Below are 25,727 nucleotides of genomic sequence, written 5' to 3'. Positions count from 1 at the left end.
TTCTTATTTTTCTAAAATAGTAGGTATGTGAAGGGAGATTGATATGAAAAAAGGTTTGGTAATTGTGCTTTCTGCTTTGGTCTTGGCTTCGTGTGGTCGTCCTCAGAGGACGGTGTCGCCTAAGAGTTCGGATACCAAGCAGACCAACACTTCGGAAAAGAAACAGTCTGGTATGGATTTGAAAGCCATTAAGGCTAAGGACTACTCGAGTATCAAGGGGACTTGGATCGATGGTCGTGGCAATGAGCTGGTCTTTGATGACAAGGGCTTGGTCAGCGAGGATGTTGAGCTTGATGCATCGAGCTTTAAGCAGAAGGACCAGATTGCTGAGATGACGGTCAGTGCCAAGTCGGGTGTTGGAGGCTACGGTCTCTTGCTCCTTCCAAAAGGTCAGAAAGCGGGCAAAGACGATGCTTCGGATAAGTCCAAGGATCGGATCTGGGCTGGTCAGTCACCGGCTTATGGCGATGATGACAATTTCTACTATCGCAAGAAAGAGCAACCGAAAGATCGGGAGCAAGTAGATACAGATGATAGCAGTAGTAAGTCTAAGACGAGTAAGGCCAAGAAGTGGAATACTCGATCGGATAGCGAGGTCAAATCTTCGAAGAAGGCGGATCAGAATGATTATCCAGGCTACACCGATGCTCAGGTCGAAGCTGCGCGTGTCTGGGCTTATGTGATCAAGAACGTTCCTTCAGAGTTAAATATTTCAAATAGTGCAGCTGGAACAAAGATTTATAATGGTGGCTTGGGTGTCGATTATCCAAAAGATGTGCGCCATCTGTTTGGTTCTTATTCAGCAGAAGGAAATATCACTTATGCATCCAACGGTGATGGGACAGTGACGATCTATCCTGTACCGAGCCACTGGCAACAGTCTGCGGATGAGCTTAATAGTGAAGAGTTTATGACGCAATTTACCCAAGGGATCTTGGACCATGCTGAAACGGTGACTTTGCCAGATGGGGATCCAGACATGATTCGCCAGATTCTTGCAGTACTGAAGTAAGAAAGATTATGGTAGAATAATATTAGATAAAAATTTTTTAAACTATTAAAGTTCTAATGACCTATTAGGTTATAAGATTAAAGGTTTGGAATATCTTTTACAGGAAGCTTATGCAATTTTGGTCAATTACAGGTCGTTTTCTACTTGTAAAAATAAAAGGAGAAAATCTATGAAAAAAACTATGTTTGCAACAATGACCATTCTCTCTCTATTTCTGTCATCGTGCGCGCAAAAAGAAGTGAAGAATGAAGACAAAAAAGAGCAGTCTACTGAACAGAATGTAAAAGATTCTACAAAGGAAAGTAAAGAATCAGTGGTCAAAGGGATGAATCAAGCCCCTACCTCATTGGTTGGAAATGAAAAACCTAATGTAGTATTTGCTTATATGCTTCAAAATCAAATCAATGGCGAAATTGAGATAGCGAGAGTGTATTATAATGAAGAGTATCTGATCCTTGTCTTCTCTGTATCAGAAAATATGCTATCTTTAGCAAATATAAATCCAAAAGATTATTGTAAGACGCTTTTTGATTTAAAAGAAGAGATAGTAAAGCAATACAATGCAACTCAAAAAACACCAAGCAGTATAAAACTTAAAATATATGATAAAGATGAGAAGCTCTTGGCAACGGAGGAAAATGGAGCTTTGGTGATTAAGTAACTAAATTTAGTTAACCATCTGTCGCCATCTACGTTTTACATTTTTCTCACGAATCCACATTTATTGTTTTTTTAAGCTGATCCTGTTACAATGATACTACACGAAAAAGACTGGTATCCCAGCCTTTTTCATTTCACTTTAGAAAGGTCTTTTATGAAACGCAAATCGATTTTGTTTTTGTATTTACTCTTGCTAGCGATCGGCTTGGCCTATGAGACCCAGTCACTGACAGAAGGCTGGATGTCTGGTAGCCAGTACGGGATTGTGGGACTATCTACCCTCATCCTCTTGGTCTATGCACTTCCTGCTGTCTGGGCTCTTTTTCACTTTGCTAAGAAGTGGAAGTTGTCTTGGGTACCGGTCCTCTTTTCTCTGCTAGGAGGGGGCTTTGTTGCCGGTTGGTTGTCTAGCTTTGCCAATACCTATTTTCATGACATGATTCAAGCGATCGCTCCAAATAGCGACTTTTGGAATCAGTATGAGAGTGCCATCGCTGCACCACTCTTTGAGGAACCCTTTAAGTTGATTCCTATCTTCTTTGTCCTCTATTTGTTCAGCGTCCGTCGCATCAAGTCAATCTTCCTCTTGGCGATTGCCTCTGGTCTTGGTTTCCAGATCGTGGAGGACTTTGCCTATATCCGTCAGGACCTACCGGAAGGTTTCTCTTACACGGTGTCAGGAATTCTCGGTCGTGTGGCTAATGCGCCTATGTCTCACTGGGTCTACACAGGACTTGTTATGCTAGGGCTCTTCCTAATTGTCCAAGCAAGCAGAGGACGCAAGGATTTACGTCTAGTAGGCTGGGGATATTTAGTAGCTGGGTTCGGACTCCATTTTGTTGGAAATTCACCCTTCTCACAAATCGTGACCGAGTTGCCGATTGCGATTCCAGTCTTGAATGCTACTGGGCTCTTCCTGATCTACCAAGCTTATCAAACCGTTGAGCGATTAGAACAAGCAAAATAAGAACAAAAAATGCGTATGTGTGCACACATACGCATTTTTGTTATTTTGGACACATTGTTTTTCTAGTTTTGAATAAACTGGGTGATCCTATAGCTGTAAAATAAAAGTTATTTTGAAAGAAATATTTGAGAGTATCCGCAGTGAGAAAAGTTTCTAAGAGTATATGATCTTAAAATGGATTTATTTTCCAAGACAGAACTGGCTGAAGAGTTGGGTGATGAGCTCATCTGGAGCAGCATCCCCTGTGATTTCTCCGAGAATTTCCCAGGTGCGGGTGAGGTCGACTTGAAGCAGGTCTACCGGCATACCGAGGGCCAAGCCTTCGTTGACCGCTTGCAGGCTTTCAACAGCTTTTTCGATGAGGGAGATGTGACGAGCATTAGAAAGATACGTCGCATCTTGCTCAACCAGCCCAGCATTTTCGAAGAAGAGGGCGTTGATCCGTTCTTCAATTTGATCGATGTTTTGATTTTTCAGAACGGAAATTTTGATATGATCTTCCGGCAGTTGGTCGATTTCGATCTTCTCTGGGAGGTCGACCTTATTGAGGAGAATGATGCGGTTGCTATCTTGTGAGATCTCAAGGAGTTGGCGATCTTGATCAGTCAAGGGCTCGCTAGCATTGAGGACGAGGAGGACTAGATCAGCTTCCTTGAGGGCTTTTTTCGACCGTTCGACACCAATCTGCTCAACTATGTCTTCGGTTTCCCGGATACCAGCTGTATCGACTAGTTTGAGGGGAACCCCATTGATGTTGACGTATTCCTCGATAACGTCACGGGTGGTTCCTTCGATATCGGTCACGATGGCTTTTTCTTCACGAAGAAGATTATTGAGGAGGCTCGACTTGCCGACGTTTGGGCGGCCGATGATAGCAGTAGAGATCCCTTCACGCAAGATCTTACCGCGACGGGCGGTCTTGAGGAGGTTGGTCAAGAGGGCTTCAAATTCTGTTGTCTTTTCACGGATGATCTCAGTCGTTGCTTCTTCGACATCATCGTACTCAGGATAGTCGATATTGACTTCGACCTGGGCTAGGGTATTGAGGATCTCTTGGCGCGTGTTGTTGATGAGGTCAGACAGGGAACCATCTAGTTGCTTCACGGCGATGTTCATAGCCTTGTCGGTCTTGGCGCGGATAATATCCATGACGGCTTCTGCCTGGGTTAAATCGACCCGACCGTTCAGAAAGGCCCGCTTGGTAAATTCACCAGGTTCAGCCAAACGAGCTCCTTCACGGATGACCAATTGCAAGATTTCGTTAGTCACAGCAATCCCGCCGTGGGTATTGATCTCGATGATGTCTTCACGGGTGAAGGTCTTCGGCGAGCGCATGGCTCCCACCATGACTTCGTCAAGAATCTCGTTCTTATCTGGATCTACGATATGGCCGTAGTTGAGCGTGTGGCTCGCTACCTTGCTTAAATCTTTCCCTTTGAAGATCTTTTGCGCAATGGCAAAGCTGTCTGTCCCGCTCAAGCGGACAATCCCGATCGCCCCCTCACCGAGAGGAGTCGAGATGGCAGCGATGGTATCAAATTCTTTAGTAATCATGTCATTTCTCTTTTCCTGTAGATTCATCTCTATTCTATCGTAAAGTCAGCAGACGGGCAAGGTTTTAAAACTTTTGAAAAGTAAACTTTTATCTATTAAAAAATATTAAGAGAACTTAATTGAAGAAAAGTCATTAAAAAAACTTTCCTTATGTGAGTTCGGACGTCAGCGAACTTCTTCGAAGTTCCATGACTAATTATTGAGCCTAAGGTCTCAATAATTCCGTGTGCCTAGAACTTAATTGATCTAGGCACTTTACTCACGGCGGAAAGTTTCATAAATAACTTAAATAATTGATAAGATTAAATTGTTCTTATTTTGTTAAAAACACTTGCTAAGCATTCTAAATTGCTTATTTTATTTACTAATCATAGCAAGATTAAATAATAAATTTTCAGTTGTTGAATCATCAGAATGATCATTTGATTCCTGGTATTGCCCGAATTTTGATATTGTTTGCCATCCATCAGCTTTTAAATATGTACTGGTTGAATTGAAAACTTCATCAGCTAATGAATTAAATTTATCCTTTTTAAAATAAACTAATGAGGCGGCTATACTACCATCCCAAGCCCTAAAAACAACATCTTTATCTGGTTTTGAATCAGCATGGATAACATCGTAAATTGAATCATTAAAGTTTTGAATTGCATTTTCATCACTGATAGAGCTATTTAAATCAATGCTAACAATATAAATGTCATTTTCTGAATCATATTTAAAGTCAGTGAAATCTGTAGTGGAGATATAATCTTCAAATGATTTTGGTTCTGAGGAGTTTTTTGAACAAGCAAATAAAAATAATAGTGCAGAAAATATTGTAAGAATGTAAATAATCTTTTTCATAGTTCTCACCCGTTTATTAATAGTTATTAATTTAATTAAGTATAACAAATTATAAAGAATATAACAACATAATATGTTCTATCGTAAAGTCAGCGGACGGGCAAGGTTTTGCTTTTAGAACTATAACTTGGAAAGGTTTTCAATTAATTAGTGAAATCTCTTACAGAATATGCTATACTGTAATAGAATATAAAAGGAGGTCTATGATGGTAAACCTAAAAGAACAGGTAGGAATTAAAGCGGCTGAGTTTGTCAAAGACGGCATGATTGTCGGTCTCGGTACAGGGTCAACTGCTTATTATTTTGTGGCTGAATTGGGTCGTCGCATCAAAGAAGAAGGCTTGCAGATCACAGCTGTCACAACTTCGAGTGTGACCTATGATCAGGCTGAAAGTTTAGGCATCCCGCTCAAGGCTATCGACGATGTCAAAGTGGTCGATGTGACAGTGGATGGCGCAGATGAAGTGGATCCTCAATTGAATGGGATCAAAGGTGGCGGTGGTGCTCTCCTCATGGAAAAGATCGTCGCAACCAATTCAAAAGATTGCATTTGGATCGTGGATGAATCCAAACAAGTCGCAACTCTTGGGGCATTCAAACTTCCAGTGGAAGTAGTGCAATACGGGGCTGAAAATCTCTTCCGTCACTTTGAGCAAAAAGGTTACCATCCTGCTTTCCGTCTCGCGGATGACCAACGTTTTGTCACCGACCAAGGTAACTTTATCATTGACTTGGATCTCAAGGTAATCGAGGATGCAGAAGCTCTAGCCAATGAATTGGATCACACCGTAGGCGTCGTAGAGCACGGTTTATTCTTGAACATGATTTCAAAAGTGATTGTAGGGACACCAGATGGCCCTGTCATCATTGAAAAATAGGTTTCTCTAAAGAGGGTCCGGATCTATCAACGGCTCTCTTCTTATAGGGATATGGTATAATATAGCTAGTTTAATAAAGGAAAGAGGCAGTATATGTCAAAATTTAAACGCATGCACTTAGTTGTGCTGGATTCAGTTGGGATCGGTGCTGCACCAGATGCCAATAACTTTGTCAATGCAGGAGTTCCAGATGGAGCATCTGATACTTTAGGCCACATCTCTAAAACAGTCGGTTTGAATGTACCAAACATGGCGAAAATCGGTCTTGGGAATATTCCTCGTGAAGTACCATTGAAGACTGTGCCAGCTGAAAGCAACCCAACTGGGTATGCGACAAAATTGCAAGAAGTCTCTCTTGGGAAAGACACCATGACTGGTCACTGGGAAATCATGGGGCTCAACATTACAGAACCTTTTGATACTTTCTGGAATGGTTTCCCTGAAGAAATCTTGACTAAAATTGAAGAATTCTCAGGACGTAAGGTCATCCGTGAAGCCAACAAACCTTATTCTGGTACAGCGGTCATCGATGACTTTGGACCACGTCAAATGGAAACTGGTGAATTGATCATTTATACATCAGCAGATCCTGTCCTTCAAATTGCAGCTCACGAAGACATCATTCCTTTGGATGAACTCTACCGTATCTGTGAATACGCTCGTTCCATCACTTTGGAACGTCCAGCTCTTCTTGGTCGAATCATTGCCCGCCCTTATGTTGGAGAACCTGGAAACTTTACACGTACAGCCAACCGTCGTGACTTGGCTGTTTCACCATTTGCGCCAACTGTTTTGGACAAGTTGAACGAAGCGGGTATCGATACTTATGCAGTTGGTAAGATCAACGATATCTTCAACGGAGCTGGTATCAACCACGATATGGGCCACAACAAATCAAATAGCCACGGTATGGATACCTTGATTAAGACCATGGGACTTCCTGAGTTCCAAGAAGGCTTCTCATTTACCAACTTGGTAGACTTTGATGCTCTTTACGGTCACCGTCGCAATGCTCACGGCTACCGCGATTGCTTGCATGAATTTGACGAACGCTTGCCAGAAATCATTGCAGCGATGCGTGAAGATGACCTCTTGATGATCACTGCAGACCACGGGAATGACCCAACCTATGCTGGTACAGACCATACGCGTGAATACATTCCATTCTTGGCTTATAGCCCATCCTTCAAGGGCAATGGTGTGATTCCAGTCGGACATTTCTCTGATATCTCTGCGACAATTGCAGATAACTTTGGTGTTGAAAAAGCCATGATCGGTGAAAGCTTCTTAGACAAATTGAACTAAGATGACACGCTTCGCTCTCCTCGTAAGAGGGATCAATGTTGGCGGGAAAAACAAGGTCGTGATGGCAGAACTTCGAGAGGAGCTTCAAACGATCGGGCTGGATGGGGTAGAGACCTACATCAATAGTGGCAATATCTTCTTTGAATCAGCAGGTTTTAAAGAAGAATTGGTAGATTTGCTGGGACATTTCTTTCGTGATCACTACCCCTTTATCCAGTCTTTTTCTCTCTTTTCAGCTGAGGACTATGCGCAAGAACTCGCTGCTCTACCAGCCTGGTGGCAGGAGGATCTGGCCCGCAAGGATGTTCTCTTTTACACAGAAGGCCTCGATCAGGATGCTGTCTGGGAGCTGGTCTCTTCTTTTTCGCTCGGTGATGAAATCATCCATCGTGGGAATCTAGGGATCTACTGGGGCAAATACTCAGAAGAGACCTATACAAAGACCGCTTACCACAGACAAGTCCTCAAGATGCCGGATTACCGTTTGTTGACCATTCGCAATGCCAATACATTTGACAAAATTGGCCAATTTTTAAGGAAATCATAAAGGAGATATGCAATGACATTATTAGCAAAAATCAATGATACAGCTGCTTTTTTGAAAGGCAAAGGAATGGAAGCGCCTGAGTTTGGCTTGATCCTTGGATCAGGTCTTGGAGAACTGGCTGAAGAAATCGAAAATCCAGTCGTAGTTGACTACTCTGAAATTCCAAACTGGGGTCGTTCAACAGTAGTCGGACACGCTGGTAAATTGGTCTACGGTGATCTTGCTGGACGTAAGGTTTTGGCCCTTCAAGGACGTTTCCATTTCTACGAAGGAAACCCACTAGAAGTAGTGACTTTCCCAGTTCGTGTCATGAAAGTTTTGGGCTGTGAAGGGGTTCTTGTTACCAACGCTGCCGGTGGTATCGGCTTTGGTCCTGGTACTTTGATGGCCATCACAGACCACATTAATATGACTGGTCAAAACCCATTGATCGGTGAAAACTTGGATGACTTTGGTCCACGTTTCCCAGATATGTCAAAAGCCTACACTCCAGAATATCGTGAGACTGCTCATAAAGTAGCAGACAAATTGGGTATCAAATTGGATGATGGGGTTTATATCGGTGTGACTGGGCCAACATACGAAACTCCAGCTGAAATCCGTGCTTACAAGACGCTTGGTGCAGATGCTGTCGGTATGTCAACCGTTCCTGAAGTCATCGTTGCAGCGCATTCTGGCTTGAAGGTTCTTGGTATTTCATGTATTACCAACTTTGCGGCTGGTTTCCAAGAAGAGCTCAACCACGAAGAAGTAGTAGAAGTGACAGAGCGCGTCAAAGGCGACTTCAAAGGATTGCTAAAAGCGATTCTTGCTGAACTCTAATCCAATGAAAGTACGACTCCAAAGTCTGCCCTACGGGCTGAGGTTGCTTCTAGCCACCTTATCATTAGGGATTGGGACAGGTCTGGTCGGAATTGCCTGTCATTATCTACTAGAAGGGGTGCAAGGGCTGGCCTTTGGTCAAGATAAGTCGGATTTGCTCCAGCAATTTCAAGCAGCAGGAGGTCTCCGTAGATTTCTGGTTTTGTGTGTGACTGGGTGCTTGGCAGCTGGCTTCTGGTATGTCCTGCAAAGGCGTTATCAGATCCTGTCTATTCGCAAGCAAATTGACTTAGCTGGAGACAGGGAACCAGCGCCCTTAGCCCACCTCCTTCATTCAGGGATGCAGGTGGCAATTGTTGGAGCAGGCGCATCGGTCGGAAAAGAAGGAGCCCCACGTGAGGTCGGGGCTCTTCTAGCTGGTCGCTTGGCGAAGGGATTCTCACTAGCTCTCAAAGAGCGAAAAGTCTTGATCGCCTGTGGGGCTGGAGCCGGTTTGGCTGCGGTCTATCAGGTCCCCTTTGCCAGTAGCTTGTTTGTCTTTGAGACCTTAGGGCTCGCCTTCAGTTGGCAGTACTTTCTACTGATTTTGACCAGTACTTATCTGGCCACCTGGGTCGCTCAGTCCATCGTTGGTCAGGAGGCCGTTTATCACCTGTCCGCAGTTTCATGGTCAGCTAGCAGTTTCTTACAGGCTATTGTGATTGCTTTCTTGGTCACTCCCTTGGCTCTGGTCTTTGCTTTCCTCGCCAAGCGGGCTAGTCACAAACGGCGGAAGGATAGGACGATTCTTTGGGCTCTTCCTCTAGCCTTTCTAGTGCTGGGGAGCCTAGTAGCCTTTTTCCCTATCTTTATGGGAAATGGCCAGGTACTAGCGCAAGCCCTCTTATCTAGCCAGTCGATTCCTTATCTTCCACTGACTCTTGCAGTGAAGGGGCTTCTGGTTTACCTCCTCTTGCGCAATGGTGCTTATGGAGGAACTTTGACACCATCATTTGCCCTTGGGATTGGATCTGGCTATCTAGTGACCTTGCTTTTGACAGTCCTTGGGATTCATCTGGATCCAGCTATAGGGATGTTACTTGGAGCGACCGTCTTTTTAGGGACGACCCTAGAAGCTCCTTTGACAGCCATTGCTCTTAGCCTTGGATTTACAGGCCAAGCTTGGAGTTTGACAATCCCGCTTGTACTTGCGGCTGGTCTGTCTTATGTGATTCGAAAGAGATGGGAGAAGAAATGATGAAGGTACATTTTGTACTGCATGAAACTTTTGAAGTGCCGGGCGCTTATCTAAAATGGGCACAGGAGCGTGGTCATCAAGTGACCACGACCAAAGTCTATGAGAACGAAGCATTACCTGATACAGTGGATGAGATTGATTTTTTGATCGTAATGGGAGGACCTCAATCGCCAGATGAAGATCGAGAAGCTTTTCCATACTACGATCCTCAGGCAGAGATCGACCTGATTCAAAAAGCCATCAAGGCTGATCGTTATATTGTTGGGGTCTGTCTTGGTGCCCAGCTCCTGTCTGTTGCTTATGGCGCGAAGTATGAGCACAGTCCGGAACGTGAGATTGGGGTTTATCCTGTGACCTTGACGCCTGAAGGACTCACAGATCCGCATGTCGGTGAGTTTGGAGAAACTCTTGAAACTGGTCACTGGCATGGTGATATGCCAGGATTGACAGAAGATGCTGTTGTTCTTGCGACCAGTCAAGGGTGTCCACGTCAGATGATTCGCTTCAGTCCTAAACATTATGCCTTCCAAGCCCACTTGGAATTTGATCCAGAAGCAGTTGATCTCTTGATTGCTGCGGACGGTGAAGAGGTTATAGAAGAACAAAGTCAAAAATTGACCTTTGTTCAAAAACCTGAAGCCATTCGTGCTTACGATTATCGAGAAATGAATGCCAAACTTTTTGAGTTTTTGGATTCATTAACAAAATAAATAAAAAAGAAAGGTAGAGCATGTGTTCAGATTTGAACACGAGCGGGAAGCTCGGAAAATAGATAATCTGACTGAGAAATCAGGATTTCTCGTCAGATTCCTAATTTTCAGTCGCTTTCTGGTCGCTCTTTGTATCATAAACTATGTCTATCCATATTGCTGCTAAGCAGGGTGAAATTGCTGATAAAATTCTTCTTCCTGGGGATCCTCTTCGTGCGAAATTTATTGCTGAGAATTTCCTTGAAGACGCTGTTTGCTTCAACGAAGTCCGTAACATGTTTGGTTACACGGGTACTTATAAAGGTCACCGTGTATCTGTCATGGGGACTGGAATGGGGATGCCATCCATCTCTATTTATGCGCGTGAGTTGATTGTCGACTACGGCGTGAAGAAATTGATCCGTGTGGGAACGGCTGGTTCTTTGAATGAGGATGTGCATGTTCGTGAATTGGTCTTGGCACAAGCTGCTGCAACCAACTCAAACATCATCCGCAACGACTGGCCTCAATACGATTTCCCACAAATCGCTAGCTTTGATCTTTTAGACAAAGCTTACCATATTGCCAAAGACCTTGGTATGACGACCCACGTCGGCAATGTCTTGTCATCAGATGTCTTCTATTCAAACTATGGTGAAAAGAACATCGAGCTTGGTAAATGGGGTGTCAAAGCTGTAGAAATGGAAGCAGCAGCCCTTTACTATCTTGCTGCTCAACACCATGTGGATGCCCTTGCTATCATGACGATTTCAGATAGTTTGGTCAATCCAGATGAGGACACAACTGCTGAAGAACGTCAAAATACTTTCACAGACATGATGAAAGTTGGTCTTGAGACCTTGATTGCAGACTAATGGCAAAATTCCTTCATGATGAATGGCTCTACGATCTCCAAAATTATCACTACAGTCGGGCTCTGCGCTCTATCAAGCAGCAGGAAGAAGTACCGGATTTGTTGGTGAGCTTACTACAGTTAATGGCGGAGCGTCGAGAGCTTAATATCCAACCCGTCATGAATCAAAAGTTGAGAACCGAGTTGCTAGAAGCTACTGGTTTTCAACTTTTTTGGCATGAAGATCCAGAAGATGAGCAGTTGGCCAACTACCTCTATGACCTCGAAGCGAAGCTGCGAAATGAGCAGATTATTGACTTTGTTCGTGCCGTCAGCCCAGCCATCTATCGGATCTTTATGAGATTGATTCAGTTGAAAATTCCTGATATTACAAACTATATTCATAACTCCAAAGAGTCCAGTTATGACCGTTGGAAGTTTGAGAGCCTGCATGCGTCCGACAATCCTATCCTGCAGCAATTTCACAGCGAAAGTGTGGTCAATTCGTCCAGTTTGACGGAGTTGATTGTGCAGTTGGATTTGCCAGATAGCGTCAAAGTTGCGGCCCAACAATTGCGGGAGTTAGAAAAATCAGTTCGCAACCCCTTAGCCCATTTGATCAAGCCCTTTGATGAGGAAGAGCTCCACCGGACAACAGGTTTCTCTTCTCAGGATTTTATGAAGAATTTGATTGACCTTGCAAGCTACACAGGCATTCATTACGATCAAGTTAACTTTTATTTTGATCAGGCCAATGCTGTGATGGAAGAGCTACTAAAGGAGAAGTAGATGGATAAGATTGCTCAACTACAGGAGATGATTGATCAGAGTCAACGGATCGTGTTTTTCGGTGGAGCAGGAGTTTCCACGGAGTCAAATATTCCAGATTTTCGAAGTTCAGACGGTGTCTATAGTGTTCAGTTGGGGCGGCATTTGACAGCTGAGCAATTGGTCTCCCATACCATGTTTGAGCGCTATCCAGAAGACTTTTTCGACTTCTATAAGAAATACCTACTCTACCCAGATGCCAAGCCCAATGCAGCCCATCGCTATCTGGCTCGGCTTGAAGAGACCGGTAAACTCAAGGCGGTGGTGACACAAAATATTGATAGTCTCCATGAAATGGCGGGGTCTAAGAAAGTCTTGAAACTCCATGGTAGTGCTGACCGTAATTACTGTACGGGTTGCCAGCGATTTTATGATTTAGAGGCCTTTCTAGCTTTAGAAGGCCCAGTTCCACACTGTTTGGACTGTGGTAAGGTGGTCAAGCCGGATGTGACTCTCTACGAGGAACCTCTTGATATGGAGGTCTTTAGTCAAGCAGCCCAAGCCATCCAAGAGGCTGATTTGCTGATTATCGGTGGAACCTCTCTTGTGGTCTACCCAGCAGCTAGCTTGATCCAGTATTTCCAAGGGAAGAAGCTGGTTGTCATCAATAAGACCAGTATCCCACAAGACAAGCAAGCAGACCTAGTTATCGAAGGAAAAATTGGAGAAGTATTTTCTCAATTAAGACCATAAAAAATATCTGAGTGAACATGGATCACTCAGATATTTTTTTACTTATCAAACTTCACTTCCTCAAGCAAGTATTCGATGAATTTTTCTCCCATTTTTGAGAGGGCTGTTTTTTCATGTTTGATGTAGACCAGCTCGATCGGGTCTTCGATATCAAGGGGAATGGAGACGATGTTATTTCCGTTGAGATTGCTGTTGAGGATCCCGGTCGCAATGGTGTAGCCATCTAGACCAATCAAGAGATTAAAGAGGGTCGCCCGGTCACTAACGACGATGGATTTCTTATGATGCTCTTGAGAGAGGATCTCTTCTGAGAAGTAGAAGGAATTGTGGGTTCCTTGGTCATAGCTAAGGTATGGGAAATCTTCCAGATCTGACAAGTGAACGATCTCTTTCTTGGCAAGAGGATTGGTCTTGCTGACAAAGATATGAGGTTGCGCTGTAAAGAGGTGGGTGGCAATCAGGTGATTATCATCCAGCATCTTAGAGAGGACATCGCGGTTGTAGCTATTCAAAAAGAGTACGCCAACCTCGCTGCGGAAGTTCTTGACGTCATCGATGATCTCCCAAGTCCGCGTCTCCCGTAGGAAGAGCTCGTATTTTTCCATGTCGCTTTTCTTCAATAGTGAAACGAAGGCCTCAACCACGAAGGCGTAGTGCTGTGAAGAGACGCTGAAAAGCTCACGAGAGCCCACAGGATTTTTATATCGCTCGGACAAGAGGTCGATCTGCTCCACCACCTGGCGGGCATAAGAGAGGAACTCCATCCCATCGCGGGTCAAAGTGATCCCTTTAGGATTCCGGATAAAGATTTCAATCCCCATCTCATTTTCCAAGTCCTTAACGGCATTGGAAAGGCTAGGTTGCGTGATGAAGAGTTGTTTTGCGGCCTCATTCATAGAGCCGGTTTCGACGATTTTGATAATGTATTGTAATTGTTGTATTCTCATGCTTTTATTTTAACATAAAAAAGCGCGTTTTTCCCGTAAAATGTGGTCTTTCAAGGACTGTATCAGAGAATAACGCAGGCTGAGGTAGGTAATAGGAAGTAGGCTAGATCAAACATTTAAAAAATAGAAAATCGGAAACAAAATCTCCATCTGGGGACTGATTTTGATGGAAAAATACAGTTTTGCCTTGATTAAGGGGTGAGCTGATTGATAGAATGGTAAAAAATTGATTGAGGAGATCTTATGAAAAAACTCGTTTCCTGGTATAAGAAAAAGGATAAGGAATTGGAAACCCATTTCACAGCCGGTCTGTTGCAGATCAATTTTGTGACAAATGCACTGATTCTATTAGCCTTTTACATTTATTTTGTTGTTAGTGAGTCGATCTATGCAATAAAGGATCCATTCATTCAGTTTAGTTTTCTTGCTATAGTGTCCTTTACGATGGAGGTTTTGCCCTATGGTGTGACCTTAGCCCTTTTTGTTCCCAATATTTTTGTCATTATCTATGGGATCGGTCGCTGGTCTAGCCTCCAGTTCAAAGAAGCAAAGGAAGAATCCCTTAAAGATCCGGTTTTGTTTGAAGATGGAGGGCCAAAGGAAGGAGAAGGAACAAGAGAAGATGACGCATTCCTTATGAAAGAAAGGCAAGAATCACCTAGTCCTAAGCCTGACAAAAAGAAAAAGCAACAGCCTACAATTGTTCTTTGGTTTGGTCTCTTTGGTTGCTTTCTCGAAGCGATTTTTATTTACATCGTCAAGGAGATGACCTTTTACGAATGGAATGAGCCTTTGATCAATTCTCAGAAACATGCCCTGATTTGGTCAGGTGCCTATCCAACCTTCTTTACCTTTGCAGCTCTTACTTTACTAGCCTTGATTATCTATTCCTACCGGGATGCGAACTCTCTCTCGCCGCTAGCAAATGTCTTCTGCATCAGTGGCATTCTAGGAGGAGTGGTTCTTCTCTTAGTTTTTGATAATCAACTGCAGGTAGCAAGTTTTCACACCTTTTTCTTACTGATCTATTCCATCCATCTCTTATGGATTCGCATCAAGGAGTGGCAGGAAGATCGAACAGAGATGGCCTATGAGAATCGTCTACTTCAATGGCTCCATCGGCTCTTAAACAAGTCGCGTAACTGGCCATGGCTAGCAGTTCTTGTTGCCCTTCCAACCCTTGCTCTCGTTGTCCTCATTCTCATGCTCTTTGGGCAACAACCAGATTCCATGATCAAGGCCTGGACCAATACAGCAGACTGGGCCTTCTCACAGAAGATCCCTCCTCAGAATCTCATCATTGATGAGCACTATCTCTGTACGGTTGCGGCTGGTGGTCATGAAAAGGTGGTCAAGCCCCAGCGGATGGGGGTCCGTCATGGTCATCCAGTCGTTGTCAATCGCCAGCTCTGTATCGCCAATGCTTTTGAGCAAGTATTAGAAGAAAAGACGCCACGTTTCCATCGCTTCTTACGTCGCAATTATGACCGCTATGGCTATCCCTTTGCTAAACATATCAAGAAAAAATGGGCTATGGACCTGATTTACTACCTAATGAAACCCTTAGAATGGGACTTCTTATTGGTTCTTTATCTAGTCGATCGCAAGCCTGAGAACCGAATCGCCATGCAATACATCAAACCGATCCCAGAAGATTTTGATCCCAAGAAAGCTTCTTAAGTCACCGATTTCTACTTGACAAGCGACCAGTAGCGCGATATAATGAGAAAAATTTAACCTTTAAGGGGTCCAGAGAGGCCTGCAAGGAAAGACAGAAAAAAGATCAGCGGACGACGTCTAGCTGATCATTTGTAGGACCTTGCTTTTGCGAGGTCTTTTTTGCTGAAAGAAAGAAGAGGAAACCAATGGTCAGTGACAGCTGTAAGAAACGGTTTGGAAAAATCATGATGGAAGACATGGAGTTAATCGCTCAAGAAGAGATTGCGCCACGGATTTTTTCAATGCTCTTGAAGGGGGAAATGGTGGAACAGATGCTTCCAGGTCAATTCCTTCATATCCGCGTACCGGATGGAGCCAAGCTCCTTCGCCGTCCCATTTCTATCTCGGAGATTGATCTAGACAGCCAGACCTGTCGCCTCATCTATCGGGTAGAAGGAGGCGGAACGGCCCTCTTTTCTCACTTGCCTGTCGGTAGCTTCCTCAGTGTCATGGGCCCTCAAGGAAATGGCTTTGACTTAAAAGATCTTGGTCAAGGGGCGCGTGCTTTGATTATCGGTGGCGGGATTGGAGTGCCTCCCTTGGTCCAAGTGGCTAAACAACTACATGAGCAAGGAGTAGAAGTCCATTCTGTCCTGGGATTTGCTACTAAAGAAGCAGTTATCCTTGAGGGAGAATTGAAGCAGTATGGGCAAGTCACTATTACAACTGACGATGGTTCTTATGGAACCAAGGGCTATGTTTCAACCATCGTTGATCAGATGGACCAGGAGTTTGATGCTATCTATTCTTGTGGAGCCCCTGGTATGCTCAAATATGTCAATACCAAATTTCATGACCATCCTCGCGCCTATATTTCCATGGAATCGCGTATGGCTTGTGGGATGGGTGCTTGCTATGCCTGTGTAGTGCATCTGGAAAATGAAAGCCAAGCAGCCAATAAGCGCGTGTGTGAAGACGGTCCAGTCTTTGAAACCGGTACGATTGTGATGTAGGGAGGAAAGTATGACAAGTAATCGATTAGCTGTATCCTTACCAGGATTAGACTTGAAAAATCCCATTATTCCGGCTTCCGGCTGCTTTGGCTTTGGTCAGGAATATGCCAAATACTATGATTTAGACCTGCTTGGATCCATCATGATCAAGGCGACAACCGCTGAGGCTCGTTTTGGTAATCCAACGCCCCGTGTTGCTGAGACGCCTGCAGGCATGCTCAATGCCATTGGTCTCCAAAATCCAGGGGTAGACGTGGTCCTAGCAGAGAAACTCCCTTGGTTGGCCCAGCATTATCCAGATCTACCGATTATCGCCAATGTAGCTGGCTTCTCTAATGAAGAGTATGCAACGGTATCGCGGAAGATCTCGCAAGCGCCAAATGTCAAGGCCATCGAGCTCAATATCTCTTGTCCAAACGTAGACCATGGCAACAATGGCCTCTTGATTGGGCAGGTCCCTGAGTTGGCCTATGCGGCAGTGAAAGCAGCGGTAGATGCGTCCTCAGTCCCTGTCTATGTCAAGTTAACGCCTAGTGTAGCAGACATCACGCAGGTCGCAAAAGCAGCAGAGGATGCAGGGGCGACTGGCTTAACCATGATCAATACCTTGGTGGGCATGCGCTTTGACCTCAAGACTGGTAAGCCCATCATTGCCAATGGAACCGGAGGCATGTCGGGTCCAGCTGTTTTCCCAGTTGCTTTGAAACTCATCCGCCAGGTTGCTCAATCCACTAAACTTCCGATTATCGGAATGGGAGGTGTCGATTCAGCCGAAGCAGCCATTGAAATGATGATTGCAGGGGCTTCTGCGATTGGAGTTGGAACCGCTAATTTCACTGATCCTTATGCATGTCCATCCATCATAGAAGATCTGCCACAGGTCATGGATCGCTATGGTATTGACACCCTTGAGAACTTCCGAAAACATGTACGGGAAAATCTACTGTAAATCCTTGACTTTTCCCAAATATCGTACTACAATAAATAAAAACCTTTAAAGCAGTCCAGAGAGGCTCCTAAGGTCTAGACGGTGAATCATGGTAGTTGTTCCTGCCTAATTTTCGTGTAACCTTGCCTCGGGCAAGGTTTTTTTGTAGACAAAATGATCAATCAAAAAAGGAGTAATCCATGCGTGAAGAACGTCCTATTATCGCCCTTGACTTCCCAGCTTTCGAGGATGTCAAACACTTTTTAGAGCATTTTCCAGAAGACGAAAAATTATTTGTAAAAATCGGAATGGAATTTTTCTATGCAGTTGGTCCTGAAATTGTACATTACCTCAAAGGGCTTGGACACAGTATTTTCCTTGATTTGAAATTGCATGATATCCCAAATACAGTCAAATCAGCCATGTCCGTACTGGGGACCTTCGGAGTAGATATGGTGACGGTCCACGCAGCCGGTGGTGTAGAGATGATGCGCGAAGCCAAGGCAGCTCTTGGTGAAGGAGCTAAATTGGTAGCCGTGACCCAGTTGACTTCTACCAGTGAAGAAGACATGCGTGATTGCCAAAACATCCAAACAACGGTCCAAGAATCTGTAGTCAATTATGCTCGCAAGGCCCAAGAAGCTGGCTTGGATGGCGTTGTCTGCTCAGCTCATGAAGTAGCCTTGATCAAAGATGCCACTTCATCAGACTTTGTCTGTGTCACACCAGGGATTCGTCCTGCTGGAGCTGAAATCGGTGACCAAAAACGGGTTATGACCCCACAAGAAGCTCATAAAATTGGATCTGACTATATTGTCGTTGGACGCCCAATCATCCAAGCAGAAAACCCATGGGACGCTTACCATGAAATTAAGAGACAGTGGAATAGTTAAGAACGTCTAAGAAGCTGTGCTTCAAGACGTTCTAAGGAAAGTCCGATGGGATCTTTCCTAAACTATTCACTAGATTTAGAGGATAAAAATAATCGTTTTATCCTCTAAATCGTCGGAACACTAATTGCTACTAAAAGTGAAACTTTTGTAGCTCTACGGGAAGTCCTACGGGACCTTCCCTAACGCATTCACTAGATCACAGAAGAGAAAATGATCGTTTCTCTTCTGTGATCGTCGGAATAATCGAAGCCCGATAGGGCCTTCTCTAAACTATTCACTAACTTAGTTGAAAGAAAATTATCGTTTCTTTCAACTAAGTGTCGGAACTTAAAAAGTCCATGGGATCTTCCCTAACGCGTTCACTAACCTGTAATGTTGTTGTTTAAATCTAAAAATGATTTAATTCGTATATGATTAAAATCGTAAAAAAGGAGTCGTCATGTCATTAGCTAAAGATATTGCTAGCCATCTTTTGAAAATCGAAGCGGTTTATTTGAAACCAGAAGAACCTTTTACTTGGGCATCTGGGATCAAGTCCCCAATTTATACCGATAACCGTGTAACCCTCGCTTATCCTGAAACTCGTACCTTGATCGAAAATGGATTTGTAGATAAAATCAAGGAAGCTTTCCCTGAAGTAGAAGTGATTGCAGGTACAGCAACTGCAGGAATTCCTCACGGAGCCATTATTGCGGACAAGATGAATTTGCCATTTGCCTACATCCGTAGCAAACCAAAAGACCATGGTGCTGGAAACCAAATTGAAGGCCGTGTACCACAAGGTCAAAAGATGGTCGTAGTGGAAGATTTGATTTCTACTGGTGGATCTGTCTTGGATGCTGTCGCAGCTGCCAAGCGTGAAGGGGCGGACGTTCTTGGTGTGGTTGCCATCTTCACCTACCAATTGGAGAAAGCCGATAAGAAATTTGCGGAAGCTGGCGTTCAACTTGAAACCTTGTCTAACTATACAGAATTGATTCATTTGGCAGAAGAACAAGGTTATATCACTTCTGAAGGTTTAGAGTTGTTGCACCGTTTCAAGGAAAACCAAGAAACTTGGCAAAATAAATAATAGGACGGAAGCGTTTCTAACGCTTCTTTTTTATACTATTTTCACTAGTTGGTGGTTAACTTGAATCTCAAAGTAAAATCCGGTATGATAGTAGTAATTGTTTTTATGGATGAAGGAAAAACTATTTTTAAGGGAGAATAAGATGACAAAAGAACATTATTTGCAAGTGAAGAAGCAGGCTCGGGTCTGGTTTACCGTCAATATCATCATCAGTTTGATTGCTATTGCAGGAGGAATTTTAGTGGTCATTAGTAAATCACGTCATATCCCATTTTTATTGATGGCCTTGGGGGCACTGACTTTGATGAACCAAGTCTTGGTTACCCCCGCTTTCAACGCCAAAAAAGAAGCTGAGGAAGAACATCCAGAATGGAAGAGCTTGTCTACTAAAGATACTAAACTTCCTGTGGAGAATCTGCAGAAAGGGGTTTTGGTATCAGCTGCGGCTCTTCTGATTGTCATTATTGGTTTCTTCATGTTCTATCGTCCTCTTCCGACAACAGACGCAGGAACTGAAGTGATCAAAACCTATCGAGAGATTCAGTCTGTTCCAGAAAGTTCGACAGAAAAAGAATCTAACTCGATCTCCAATTTGACTCCGAAAGATGTTCAAACCTTACAAGAATTGAAAGAAGAAATCGAATCCAATGCCCCATCAGATTCAAACTCACTAGATATAAACAAAGCAAAAGATCTTGCAGAAAAAGCGCAGCAACAGAATTGGTTGAAAAGGGGAGAATAAAAATTTTTTCAAGGGATTTGAAACCAACTAGTTTATGTGAAAAGGTAAAAAATTAATGACAGTAACAATATTCTGGCTTAGTTTGGGCATTCTGACACTTATTTTCCTGATCATGCTGCTTATCTTTTACACCTTGTATCGCCGTGAAATAAAAGTGAAAACAGAATCTACCGCAAAAGTTATGGGAGAAGTAGTTGCTTTTGATTCCCAAAATCAACTGCTTATTTCTCTGCCTGTGGTGGAGTATCAAGTCGAGGGTGAAAGATACCAGAAGAACTTTACCTACGCTTATTTTAGAGAGACTTCTTCTAAGTCAAGACAAACCAATGTTTTCGATAGAACCTATGTTCTTGGAGCCGGCAAAAATCTGGATTTGCGGATGATATTCCCAATTGGGTCTCCTATGACAGTTTTTTATAATCCAGTCGATCCACAGCTTGGTTTTGTCGAACGATATGCCGGCTTAGTCGGTTTCTATAAAATCGGAATGATTCTAACGGTTGGAATTTATCTTGGGTTAGTATGTATTCTAGCTTTGTTAGGTTGAATTGTTCCGACCTATCTGAAATAAAAAGCACATTCATATATGTTTGGTTGAATGAGAGGATTTTCAATGATCAAAAGAGGTCAATGTTTTAATATCAGTTTGAATGGGAAAAGGCCACTCTGGGGGTACTTTTTGTTGGTGACAGATCAAGGGGAAGAATTCATCGTCAAACGCAATAGTAAAATCCCTTTCGACAAGTACCGAAAAGTGTACCAGACCAACCATTCGTTTAAAGATCAAATTTTTTCAAAGAAAGCACCAGCAAATATTTATTCTTTGATTGGTGTTCCACTAGGCCTATTATTAGCAAGGACATTTATAAAGATCCTTCCCATGGACCTTTTCTTTGGGAAAGCAAATCTTGATTTGAATGTTAGAGAAGGGGCGATAAATGTCTTTTTGTTTCTATTTGCAGTTATGATCACTTTATGGCTGGTCGCTATTGCTAGATATGTGCAGTTGAAACGGTTTGTTAAGAAAAATGAAGCAGAACTAGTATTTGTTGGTCAGATAAAACCAGTAGAGTATCTTCAAAAAACAGCAAATGGAATCGAGGTGTGGTGAATGCGAAAAATAAGAAAACGTCAATTGTTTGCCCTGGTTTGTTTAAGCATGATAGTCCTGTTTTTAGCATATTTTGTTCAAATGCGCTTGTTTTTGGGATTGATTTTATATTTGTTGGTCGTTCTCTTTTATAGAGGCCTTGAATTCACAGAGCCTCGGGAAATTGAGTTTGATTTTAAGGAAGATCCTAAAGATTAAAGATTATTCCCCAACCTTAATGATTTCCTACCACCCCATAACAGCAGAAATGCTGTTTTTTTGATATAATGGACCTATGTTATCGAAAAGTAAACGTATTCTATTTGGGATGCTTCATGTTGTCATGTTGCTAGTGATGGTCCACTGGTTCTTGATCAGTGTGATCTATCTGAGAGAGATTTCATGGCTAGCCATTTTAGGTGCTGGATTGCTATTTCTGCTAGCCTGGCTGAAACGCGATGGGCTAAAGAGTGCCTTTGCTTGGTTGACTCGGCACAAAAAAGGCTTCTTGCTTGGTGCCCTTGTCTTTCAGGTGATTGTCATGGTCTGTGCGGAGCTCTTTATCCGTCGGGATGCTGCGGTTGTTTTCAAAGGGGCTTTTGATCTTCTTAAGCAATCTTCCATCACCAACTACCTCAGTCGCAATCCCAATAACATTCCGCTCTTTCTTTACGAGAAGTTTTTCTATGTCTTATTTGGCTCTAGCGGTCTGTGGGTCATGCAGGCTCTCAATATCCTCTATGTCAATCTGGGTGCAGTCCTCTTGTACAAGCTGTCCCAGAAGCATTTCAATCAAAAAACGGCTGATCTGGTCTATCTCTTCTATGTGAGCTTGATCTGTTACTCGCCTTATTTCTACTCCATGTACACGGACATTCCGCCGCTTCCATTGATTGCCCTTCAATTATGGTGGGCCTTGGATCTCTTAAAGGAAGATCAAGCAGTCTCCTGGAAGAAGATTGTTGGTTTGGGAATCTTATCTGGCGTGACCATGTTGATCCGTCCAACGACGATTATTGTCATGATTGCCTTTTGGACTGTGCTCTTCTTCAGAGGAAATTGGAAGGCCTTTGGCAAGATTGCTACGGTGACGGTCTTGACGACGGGCTTTGTCTTTGCAGGATTGAATACAGCGGTCAATCATCAAAGAGTTGTACCGATCTTGAAACAAGAAGGGCTGGCTAAAGGACCACTCTTGTTTATCAATCTGGGCTTGACAGATATGGGGCACAACCAAGAAGATATGAAAGAAGGCTTGCTGGCCTATATCGATGAGGATAAGCGATCGGATTACAACAATGGCCTCTTTAAAAAAGAAAATGTGATCAAAGAAATCAAGCGCCGTCTCAAGGAGTACGGACCGTTCGGTTTGATCGGGCATATCTACTACAAGCAATCCTTGACGGTAGCAGAAGGAACCCTGGGCTGGCTCTACCGAGATGTAGAGTATGAGAAGACGCCTTTTATCAATCCTCTCTATGAACCCCTGACTAAAAATAATGGTTTGGCAAAATGGGTGCGGACCTATTTCCTTAGCATTGATCGCCCGCAGTACAAGTATTATGAATTTGTCAAGCAGCTGATCTGGATCGTCCTATCGGCTGGTTTGGTTGGAGCTTATCTCAAACGTCGAGATACAGATGATTTTAACTTCCTTTCCTTAGCGGTCTTTGGTGGTTTGCTTTTCTTAACCATCTTTGAAGGTGGGAAGACCCGCTACCTCATCCAATTCTTACCGCAAATTTTACTAGTCGCTTCGATCGGTCTAGCAGGATTTACCAAGAAAGAAAATACATAAAAGCTCTCGCTTGTTTGACAGGCAGAAACAGAGAATGGGACAGAAATCGGTAATTCGTTAGAATTCGATTTCGTAGTCCCACCTCCGCACAGTTGAGTAGGGCTGTAAAAGCTGATGAAATCAGCGTAGTAGAGCCCACTCAACCACTGCGTCTTGCTCGACAATCCAAAAATAATTGAGAGGCTAGGACTTTTGTCCCAGCCTCTTTTTTATCCAGTAGATCTGCACCAAATGTGGTATAATGGAAGGTAAGAATTTATTGGATAGCGGAGAGTTTCCATGCAGCATTCACCCTGGCATGAAGCCATCAAGTCCCATCTTCCAGAAGGGTATTTTCACCAGATCAATGACTTTATGAATGAAGTCTACAACAAAGGAGTGGTTTATCCACCGCGTGACAAGGTCTTTAAGGCCTTGCAGACGACAGGGATGGATCAGGTCAAGGTCTTGATCTTAGGCCAAGATCCCTACCATGGACCGGATCAAGCGCAGGGCTTAAGTTTTTCTGTTCCGGATCATGTACCAGCGCCGCCTTCTTTGCAAAATATTCTCAAAGAATTGCGCTCAGATATCGGAGAGAAGCGGTCCCATGATCTGACCTCTTGGGCAGAGCAAGGAGTGCTCTTGCTCAATTCCTGTTTGACAGTGCCAGCTGGTCAGGCTAATGGTCATGCAGGACAAATTTGGGAGCCTTTCACAGATGCTGTGATCAAGGTGGTCAATGAGTTGGAGGAGCCTGTTGTCTTTATCCTCTGGGGATCTTATGCCCGTAAGAAAAGGCCTCTGATTACCCACGATCGACATTTGGTCCTTGAATCAGCTCACCCAAGTCCTTTATCGGCCTACCGAGGATTCTTTGGTTCCCAACCCTTTTCAAAAACCAATCAATTTTTGAAAGAGGCGGGACGCGAGCCGATTGATTGGTTAAGATAGGAGAAAGAAATGCCACAATTAGCAACGATTTGTTACATTGACAATGGGAAAGAATTTCTCATGCTGCATCGCAATAAAAAGCCCAATGATGTTCATGAAGGTAAATGGATCGGAGTTGGTGGAAAATTAGAACGCGGGGAAACCCCTCAGGAGTGTGCTGCGCGTGAGATTTTTGAGGAGACGGGCCTAAGAGCCAAGCCAGTTTTGAAAGGGATTATTACCTTTCCGGAGTTTACTCCAGATTTGGACTGGTACACCTATGTCTTCAAGGTAACAGATTTTGAGGGAGAACTGATCGAGTGTAACGAAGGGACCTTGGAGTGGGTACCTTATGATCAAGTCCTCTCAAAACCAACTTGGGAAGGGGACCACACCTTTGTCGAGTGGTTGTTGGAGGATAAACCCTTCTTTTCAGCAATGTTTCGCTATGACGGCGACCGCTTGTTAGAGTCGCATGTTGATTTTTATGAATAAAGGAGAATGCAATGGTTGTCATTAAAAATGGTCGCGTAATGGATCCCAAAACTGGCTTGGATCAAGTCTGTGATCTTCGCATTGAAGGAAAGAAAATTGTAGAGATCGCTGAAAACCTCCCAACAGATGGACAAGAAGTCCTTGATGCTACTGGTCTGGTTGTAGCTCCTGGATTGATCGATGTACACGTGCATTTCCGCGAACCCGGTCAAACTCATAAAGAAGACATCCATACGGGTGCCTTAGCCGCAGCTGCTGGTGGTTTTACTCGAGTGGTCATGATGGCCAATACCAATCCGACCATTTCAGATATTACAACCTTAGAGGAAGTCTTAGCTTCTGCAGCCAAGGAAAATCTTCACATTCATACGGTTGCGACAGTGACCAAGAACTTTGACGGGCAACACCTGACAGATTTTGAAGGCCTGCTTAAGGCTGGTGCAGTGGGATTTTCAGATGATGGGATTCCCCTTCAAAGCACTAAGGTTGTCCGCCAAGCCTTGGAAGAAGCTAAGCGTCTAGGGACCTTTATTAGTCTGCATGAAGAAGACCCTGAGTTGAATGGCATTCTTGGTTTGAATGAGAACATTGCCAAGGAACACTTCCATGTCTGTGGTGCGACGGGTGTAGCTGAATATTCAATGGCTGCGCGTGATGCCATGATTGCCCATGCGACAGGTGCTCACCTCCATATCCAACACCTTTCCAAGGAAGAAAGTGTCAAGGTGGTGGAATTTGCCCAAGGATTAGGAGCTCATGTGACGGCAGAAGTGGCACCTCAACACTTTTCGAAAACAGAAAGTCTGCTCTTGACTAAAGGAAGCAATGCTAAGATGAATCCACCTCTTCGCTTGGAATCTGACCGTCTAGCAGTGATTGAAGGCTTGAAGTCAGGCGTTATCTCCGTGATTGCGACGGACCACGCGCCTCACCATGCGGATGAGAAGAATGTTCCTGATATTACCAAAGCACCATCTGGAATGACTGGGCTTGAAACTTCGCTTTCTCTTGGTTTGACCTACTTGGTGCATGCTGGCCATTTAAGTCTGATGCAATTGCTTGAAAAGATGTCCTATAATCCAGCACGTCTCTATGATTTTGATGCTGGCTATATTGCAGTGGATGGACCGGCTGATTTAACCATCTTTGATCCAGAAGCAGATCGTCTGGTATCGGATCATTTCGCTTCAAAAGCTGGCAATTCACCATTTGTGGGTGAAACATTAAAAGGGAAAGTTGCTTATACAATCTGTGATGGACAAGTGATTTTTCAAGGATAAGCGATCG

General features: G+C 43.7%; 27 protein-coding genes. 24 read left to right on the top strand and 3 right to left on the bottom strand.

What is annotated here, in order from left to right:
• Window positions 1–43: 43 nt before the first annotated feature.
• From QM870_RS06860 to QM870_RS06850, 3 genes are all read left to right on the top strand, one after another.
• Entirely contained in the window at window positions 44–1,012 is a 969-nt protein-coding gene (locus QM870_RS06860; protein ID WP_414369161.1) for a DUF6287 domain-containing protein, read from the top strand.
• 169 nt (window positions 1,013–1,181) lie between these two features.
• Complete coding sequence (locus QM870_RS06855) at window positions 1,182–1,673, top strand: hypothetical protein (protein ID WP_414369159.1); 492 nt, start codon at window positions 1,182–1,184, stop codon at window positions 1,671–1,673.
• 153 nt (window positions 1,674–1,826) lie between these two features.
• A complete protein-coding gene (locus tag QM870_RS06850; RefSeq protein WP_041826296.1) occupies window positions 1,827–2,639 on the top strand; it encodes a PrsW family glutamic-type intramembrane protease in 813 nt (270 codons plus the stop codon).
• Between the two features lie 180 nt (window positions 2,640–2,819).
• On the opposite strand, the gene mnmE is transcribed toward QM870_RS06850, so the two are convergent.
• Entirely contained in the window at window positions 2,820–4,193 is a 1,374-nt protein-coding gene (gene mnmE, locus QM870_RS06845; protein WP_251458241.1) for a tRNA uridine-5-carboxymethylaminomethyl(34) synthesis GTPase MnmE, read from the bottom strand.
• Between the two features lie 357 nt (window positions 4,194–4,550).
• Window positions 4,551–5,039, bottom strand: a complete 489-nt coding sequence (locus tag QM870_RS06840; protein ID WP_251458237.1) for a sporulation protein — start codon at window positions 5,037–5,039, stop codon at window positions 4,551–4,553.
• 206 nt (window positions 5,040–5,245) lie between these two features.
• Here QM870_RS06840 and rpiA point away from each other — a divergent pair, with 206 nt between their 5' ends.
• The 9 genes from rpiA (at window position 5,246) to QM870_RS06795 (ending at window position 12,891) form a co-directional block, all read left to right on the top strand.
• Window positions 5,246–5,917 carry a ribose-5-phosphate isomerase RpiA gene (gene rpiA / locus QM870_RS06835; protein ID WP_251458234.1) on the top strand — a complete coding sequence of 224 codons (672 nt, stop codon included), beginning with the start codon at window positions 5,246–5,248 and terminating at the stop codon, window positions 5,915–5,917.
• A gap of 93 nt (window positions 5,918–6,010) precedes the next feature.
• Window positions 6,011–7,222: a phosphopentomutase gene (locus tag QM870_RS06830; RefSeq protein ID WP_049506518.1), complete on the top strand. Its 1,212-nt coding sequence runs from the start codon at window positions 6,011–6,013 to the stop codon at window positions 7,220–7,222.
• A gap of 1 nt (window position 7,223) precedes the next feature.
• Window positions 7,224–7,769: a DUF1697 domain-containing protein gene (locus QM870_RS06825; protein ID WP_251458231.1), complete on the top strand. Its 546-nt coding sequence runs from the start codon at window positions 7,224–7,226 to the stop codon at window positions 7,767–7,769.
• 12 nt (window positions 7,770–7,781) lie between these two features.
• On the top strand, window positions 7,782–8,591 hold the full coding sequence (locus tag QM870_RS06820) for a purine-nucleoside phosphorylase (RefSeq protein ID WP_251458229.1): 810 nt from the start codon (window positions 7,782–7,784) through the stop codon (window positions 8,589–8,591).
• 4 nt (window positions 8,592–8,595) lie between these two features.
• Window positions 8,596–9,828, top strand: coding sequence for a chloride channel protein (locus tag QM870_RS06815; protein WP_414369156.1), 1,233 nt, complete (start codon window positions 8,596–8,598; stop codon window positions 9,826–9,828).
• Window positions 9,825–10,538, top strand: a complete 714-nt coding sequence (locus QM870_RS06810; protein WP_070505931.1) for a type 1 glutamine amidotransferase — start codon at window positions 9,825–9,827, stop codon at window positions 10,536–10,538. The genes QM870_RS06815 and QM870_RS06810 overlap by 4 nt, the downstream gene beginning before the upstream one ends.
• A gap of 143 nt (window positions 10,539–10,681) precedes the next feature.
• Entirely contained in the window at window positions 10,682–11,392 is a 711-nt protein-coding gene (gene deoD, locus QM870_RS06805) for a purine-nucleoside phosphorylase (RefSeq protein WP_003007097.1), read from the top strand.
• A complete protein-coding gene (locus QM870_RS06800; RefSeq protein ID WP_053090708.1) occupies window positions 11,392–12,159 on the top strand; it encodes a hypothetical protein in 768 nt (255 codons plus the stop codon). Before deoD ends, QM870_RS06800 begins: the two co-directional genes overlap by 1 nt.
• Window positions 12,160–12,891 (top strand): NAD-dependent protein deacylase, encoded by a 732-nt coding sequence (locus tag QM870_RS06795; RefSeq protein ID WP_070665898.1) that lies wholly within the window; start codon window positions 12,160–12,162, stop codon window positions 12,889–12,891. It abuts the gene before it with no gap.
• Between the two features lie 38 nt (window positions 12,892–12,929).
• On the opposite strand, the gene QM870_RS06790 is transcribed toward QM870_RS06795, so the two are convergent.
• Window positions 12,930–13,838: a LysR family transcriptional regulator gene (locus tag QM870_RS06790; protein ID WP_003003594.1), complete on the bottom strand. Its 909-nt coding sequence runs from the start codon at window positions 13,836–13,838 to the stop codon at window positions 12,930–12,932.
• A gap of 243 nt (window positions 13,839–14,081) precedes the next feature.
• Between QM870_RS06790 and QM870_RS06785 the strand changes: the two genes are divergently transcribed.
• The 12 genes from QM870_RS06785 to QM870_RS06730 all read left to right on the top strand — a co-directional run bounded on the left by QM870_RS06785 (window position 14,082) and on the right by QM870_RS06730 (window position 25,720).
• On the top strand, window positions 14,082–15,518 hold the full coding sequence (locus tag QM870_RS06785; protein WP_227038784.1) for a DUF6688 domain-containing protein: 1,437 nt from the start codon (window positions 14,082–14,084) through the stop codon (window positions 15,516–15,518).
• 185 nt (window positions 15,519–15,703) lie between these two features.
• Window positions 15,704–16,510 (top strand): dihydroorotate dehydrogenase electron transfer subunit, encoded by an 807-nt coding sequence (locus tag QM870_RS06780; protein WP_414369153.1) that lies wholly within the window; start codon window positions 15,704–15,706, stop codon window positions 16,508–16,510.
• Between the two features lie 10 nt (window positions 16,511–16,520).
• Entirely contained in the window at window positions 16,521–17,459 is a 939-nt protein-coding gene (locus QM870_RS06775; RefSeq protein WP_070665892.1) for a dihydroorotate dehydrogenase, read from the top strand.
• 179 nt (window positions 17,460–17,638) lie between these two features.
• Entirely contained in the window at window positions 17,639–18,331 is a 693-nt protein-coding gene (pyrF, locus tag QM870_RS06770) for an orotidine-5'-phosphate decarboxylase (protein WP_003011715.1), read from the top strand.
• A gap of 439 nt (window positions 18,332–18,770) precedes the next feature.
• Entirely contained in the window at window positions 18,771–19,403 is a 633-nt protein-coding gene (gene pyrE, locus QM870_RS06765; protein WP_003003338.1) for an orotate phosphoribosyltransferase, read from the top strand.
• Window positions 19,404–19,545: 142 nt separating this feature from the next.
• A complete protein-coding gene (locus QM870_RS06760; protein WP_070665890.1) occupies window positions 19,546–20,145 on the top strand; it encodes a hypothetical protein in 600 nt (199 codons plus the stop codon).
• Window positions 20,146–20,200: 55 nt separating this feature from the next.
• A complete protein-coding gene (locus QM870_RS06755; RefSeq protein WP_070665888.1) occupies window positions 20,201–20,692 on the top strand; it encodes a DUF3592 domain-containing protein in 492 nt (163 codons plus the stop codon).
• Between the two features lie 51 nt (window positions 20,693–20,743).
• The gene (locus QM870_RS06750) at window positions 20,744–21,256 is read left to right on the top strand and encodes a hypothetical protein (protein WP_049506508.1); all 513 of its coding nucleotides are present in this window, start codon (window positions 20,744–20,746) and stop codon (window positions 21,254–21,256) included.
• A gap of 274 nt (window positions 21,257–21,530) precedes the next feature.
• On the top strand, window positions 21,531–23,033 hold the full coding sequence (locus QM870_RS06745) for a glycosyltransferase family 39 protein (RefSeq protein WP_414369149.1): 1,503 nt from the start codon (window positions 21,531–21,533) through the stop codon (window positions 23,031–23,033).
• A 279-nt stretch (window positions 23,034–23,312) separates the two neighbouring features.
• A complete protein-coding gene (locus QM870_RS06740; RefSeq protein WP_414369147.1) occupies window positions 23,313–23,966 on the top strand; it encodes a uracil-DNA glycosylase in 654 nt (217 codons plus the stop codon).
• A gap of 9 nt (window positions 23,967–23,975) precedes the next feature.
• Entirely contained in the window at window positions 23,976–24,440 is a 465-nt protein-coding gene (locus tag QM870_RS06735; RefSeq protein WP_003003493.1) for an NUDIX hydrolase, read from the top strand.
• An 11-nt stretch (window positions 24,441–24,451) separates the two neighbouring features.
• Window positions 24,452–25,720 (top strand): dihydroorotase, encoded by a 1,269-nt coding sequence (locus QM870_RS06730; RefSeq protein ID WP_155124942.1) that lies wholly within the window; start codon window positions 24,452–24,454, stop codon window positions 25,718–25,720.
• The last annotated feature ends 7 nt before the right edge of the window (window positions 25,721–25,727 follow it).

This window comes from Streptococcus parasanguinis (assembly GCF_047463195.1).
Taxonomy (GTDB): domain Bacteria; phylum Bacillota; class Bacilli; order Lactobacillales; family Streptococcaceae; genus Streptococcus; species Streptococcus parasanguinis_R.
The sequence above is the reverse complement of the archived record's forward strand: the minus strand, read 5'-3'. Positions and strand labels throughout refer to the sequence as shown.

Excerpts from the sequence above, each read along its gene's own strand:
- QM870_RS06860 (WP_414369161.1), top strand. The coding sequence starts at position 44 with ATGAAAAAAGGTTTGGTAATTGTGCTTTCTGCTTTGGTCTTGGCTTCG.
- QM870_RS06855 (WP_414369159.1), top strand. The coding sequence starts at position 1,182 with ATGAAAAAAACTATGTTTGCAACAATGACCATTCTCTCTCTATTTCTG.
- QM870_RS06850 (WP_041826296.1), top strand. The coding sequence starts at position 1,827 with ATGAAACGCAAATCGATTTTGTTTTTGTATTTACTCTTGCTAGCGATC.
- mnmE (WP_251458241.1), bottom strand. The coding sequence starts at position 4,193 with ATGATTACTAAAGAATTTGATACCATCGCTGCCATCTCGACTCCTCTC.
- QM870_RS06840 (WP_251458237.1), bottom strand. The coding sequence starts at position 5,039 with ATGAAAAAGATTATTTACATTCTTACAATATTTTCTGCACTATTATTT.
- rpiA (WP_251458234.1), top strand. The coding sequence starts at position 5,246 with ATGGTAAACCTAAAAGAACAGGTAGGAATTAAAGCGGCTGAGTTTGTC.
- QM870_RS06830 (WP_049506518.1), top strand. The coding sequence starts at position 6,011 with ATGTCAAAATTTAAACGCATGCACTTAGTTGTGCTGGATTCAGTTGGG.
- QM870_RS06825 (WP_251458231.1), top strand. The coding sequence starts at position 7,224 with ATGACACGCTTCGCTCTCCTCGTAAGAGGGATCAATGTTGGCGGGAAA.
- QM870_RS06820 (WP_251458229.1), top strand. The coding sequence starts at position 7,782 with ATGACATTATTAGCAAAAATCAATGATACAGCTGCTTTTTTGAAAGGC.
- QM870_RS06815 (WP_414369156.1), top strand. The coding sequence starts at position 8,596 with ATGAAAGTACGACTCCAAAGTCTGCCCTACGGGCTGAGGTTGCTTCTA.
- QM870_RS06810 (WP_070505931.1), top strand. The coding sequence starts at position 9,825 with ATGATGAAGGTACATTTTGTACTGCATGAAACTTTTGAAGTGCCGGGC.
- deoD (WP_003007097.1), top strand. The coding sequence starts at position 10,682 with ATGTCTATCCATATTGCTGCTAAGCAGGGTGAAATTGCTGATAAAATT.
- QM870_RS06800 (WP_053090708.1), top strand. The coding sequence starts at position 11,392 with ATGGCAAAATTCCTTCATGATGAATGGCTCTACGATCTCCAAAATTAT.
- QM870_RS06795 (WP_070665898.1), top strand. The coding sequence starts at position 12,160 with ATGGATAAGATTGCTCAACTACAGGAGATGATTGATCAGAGTCAACGG.
- QM870_RS06790 (WP_003003594.1), bottom strand. The coding sequence starts at position 13,838 with ATGAGAATACAACAATTACAATACATTATCAAAATCGTCGAAACCGGC.
- QM870_RS06785 (WP_227038784.1), top strand. The coding sequence starts at position 14,082 with ATGAAAAAACTCGTTTCCTGGTATAAGAAAAAGGATAAGGAATTGGAA.
- QM870_RS06780 (WP_414369153.1), top strand. The coding sequence starts at position 15,704 with ATGGTCAGTGACAGCTGTAAGAAACGGTTTGGAAAAATCATGATGGAA.
- QM870_RS06775 (WP_070665892.1), top strand. The coding sequence starts at position 16,521 with ATGACAAGTAATCGATTAGCTGTATCCTTACCAGGATTAGACTTGAAA.
- pyrF (WP_003011715.1), top strand. The coding sequence starts at position 17,639 with ATGCGTGAAGAACGTCCTATTATCGCCCTTGACTTCCCAGCTTTCGAG.
- pyrE (WP_003003338.1), top strand. The coding sequence starts at position 18,771 with ATGTCATTAGCTAAAGATATTGCTAGCCATCTTTTGAAAATCGAAGCG.
- QM870_RS06760 (WP_070665890.1), top strand. The coding sequence starts at position 19,546 with ATGACAAAAGAACATTATTTGCAAGTGAAGAAGCAGGCTCGGGTCTGG.
- QM870_RS06755 (WP_070665888.1), top strand. The coding sequence starts at position 20,201 with ATGACAGTAACAATATTCTGGCTTAGTTTGGGCATTCTGACACTTATT.
- QM870_RS06750 (WP_049506508.1), top strand. The coding sequence starts at position 20,744 with ATGAGAGGATTTTCAATGATCAAAAGAGGTCAATGTTTTAATATCAGT.
- QM870_RS06745 (WP_414369149.1), top strand. The coding sequence starts at position 21,531 with ATGTTATCGAAAAGTAAACGTATTCTATTTGGGATGCTTCATGTTGTC.
- QM870_RS06740 (WP_414369147.1), top strand. The coding sequence starts at position 23,313 with ATGCAGCATTCACCCTGGCATGAAGCCATCAAGTCCCATCTTCCAGAA.
- QM870_RS06735 (WP_003003493.1), top strand. The coding sequence starts at position 23,976 with ATGCCACAATTAGCAACGATTTGTTACATTGACAATGGGAAAGAATTT.
- QM870_RS06730 (WP_155124942.1), top strand. The coding sequence starts at position 24,452 with ATGGTTGTCATTAAAAATGGTCGCGTAATGGATCCCAAAACTGGCTTG.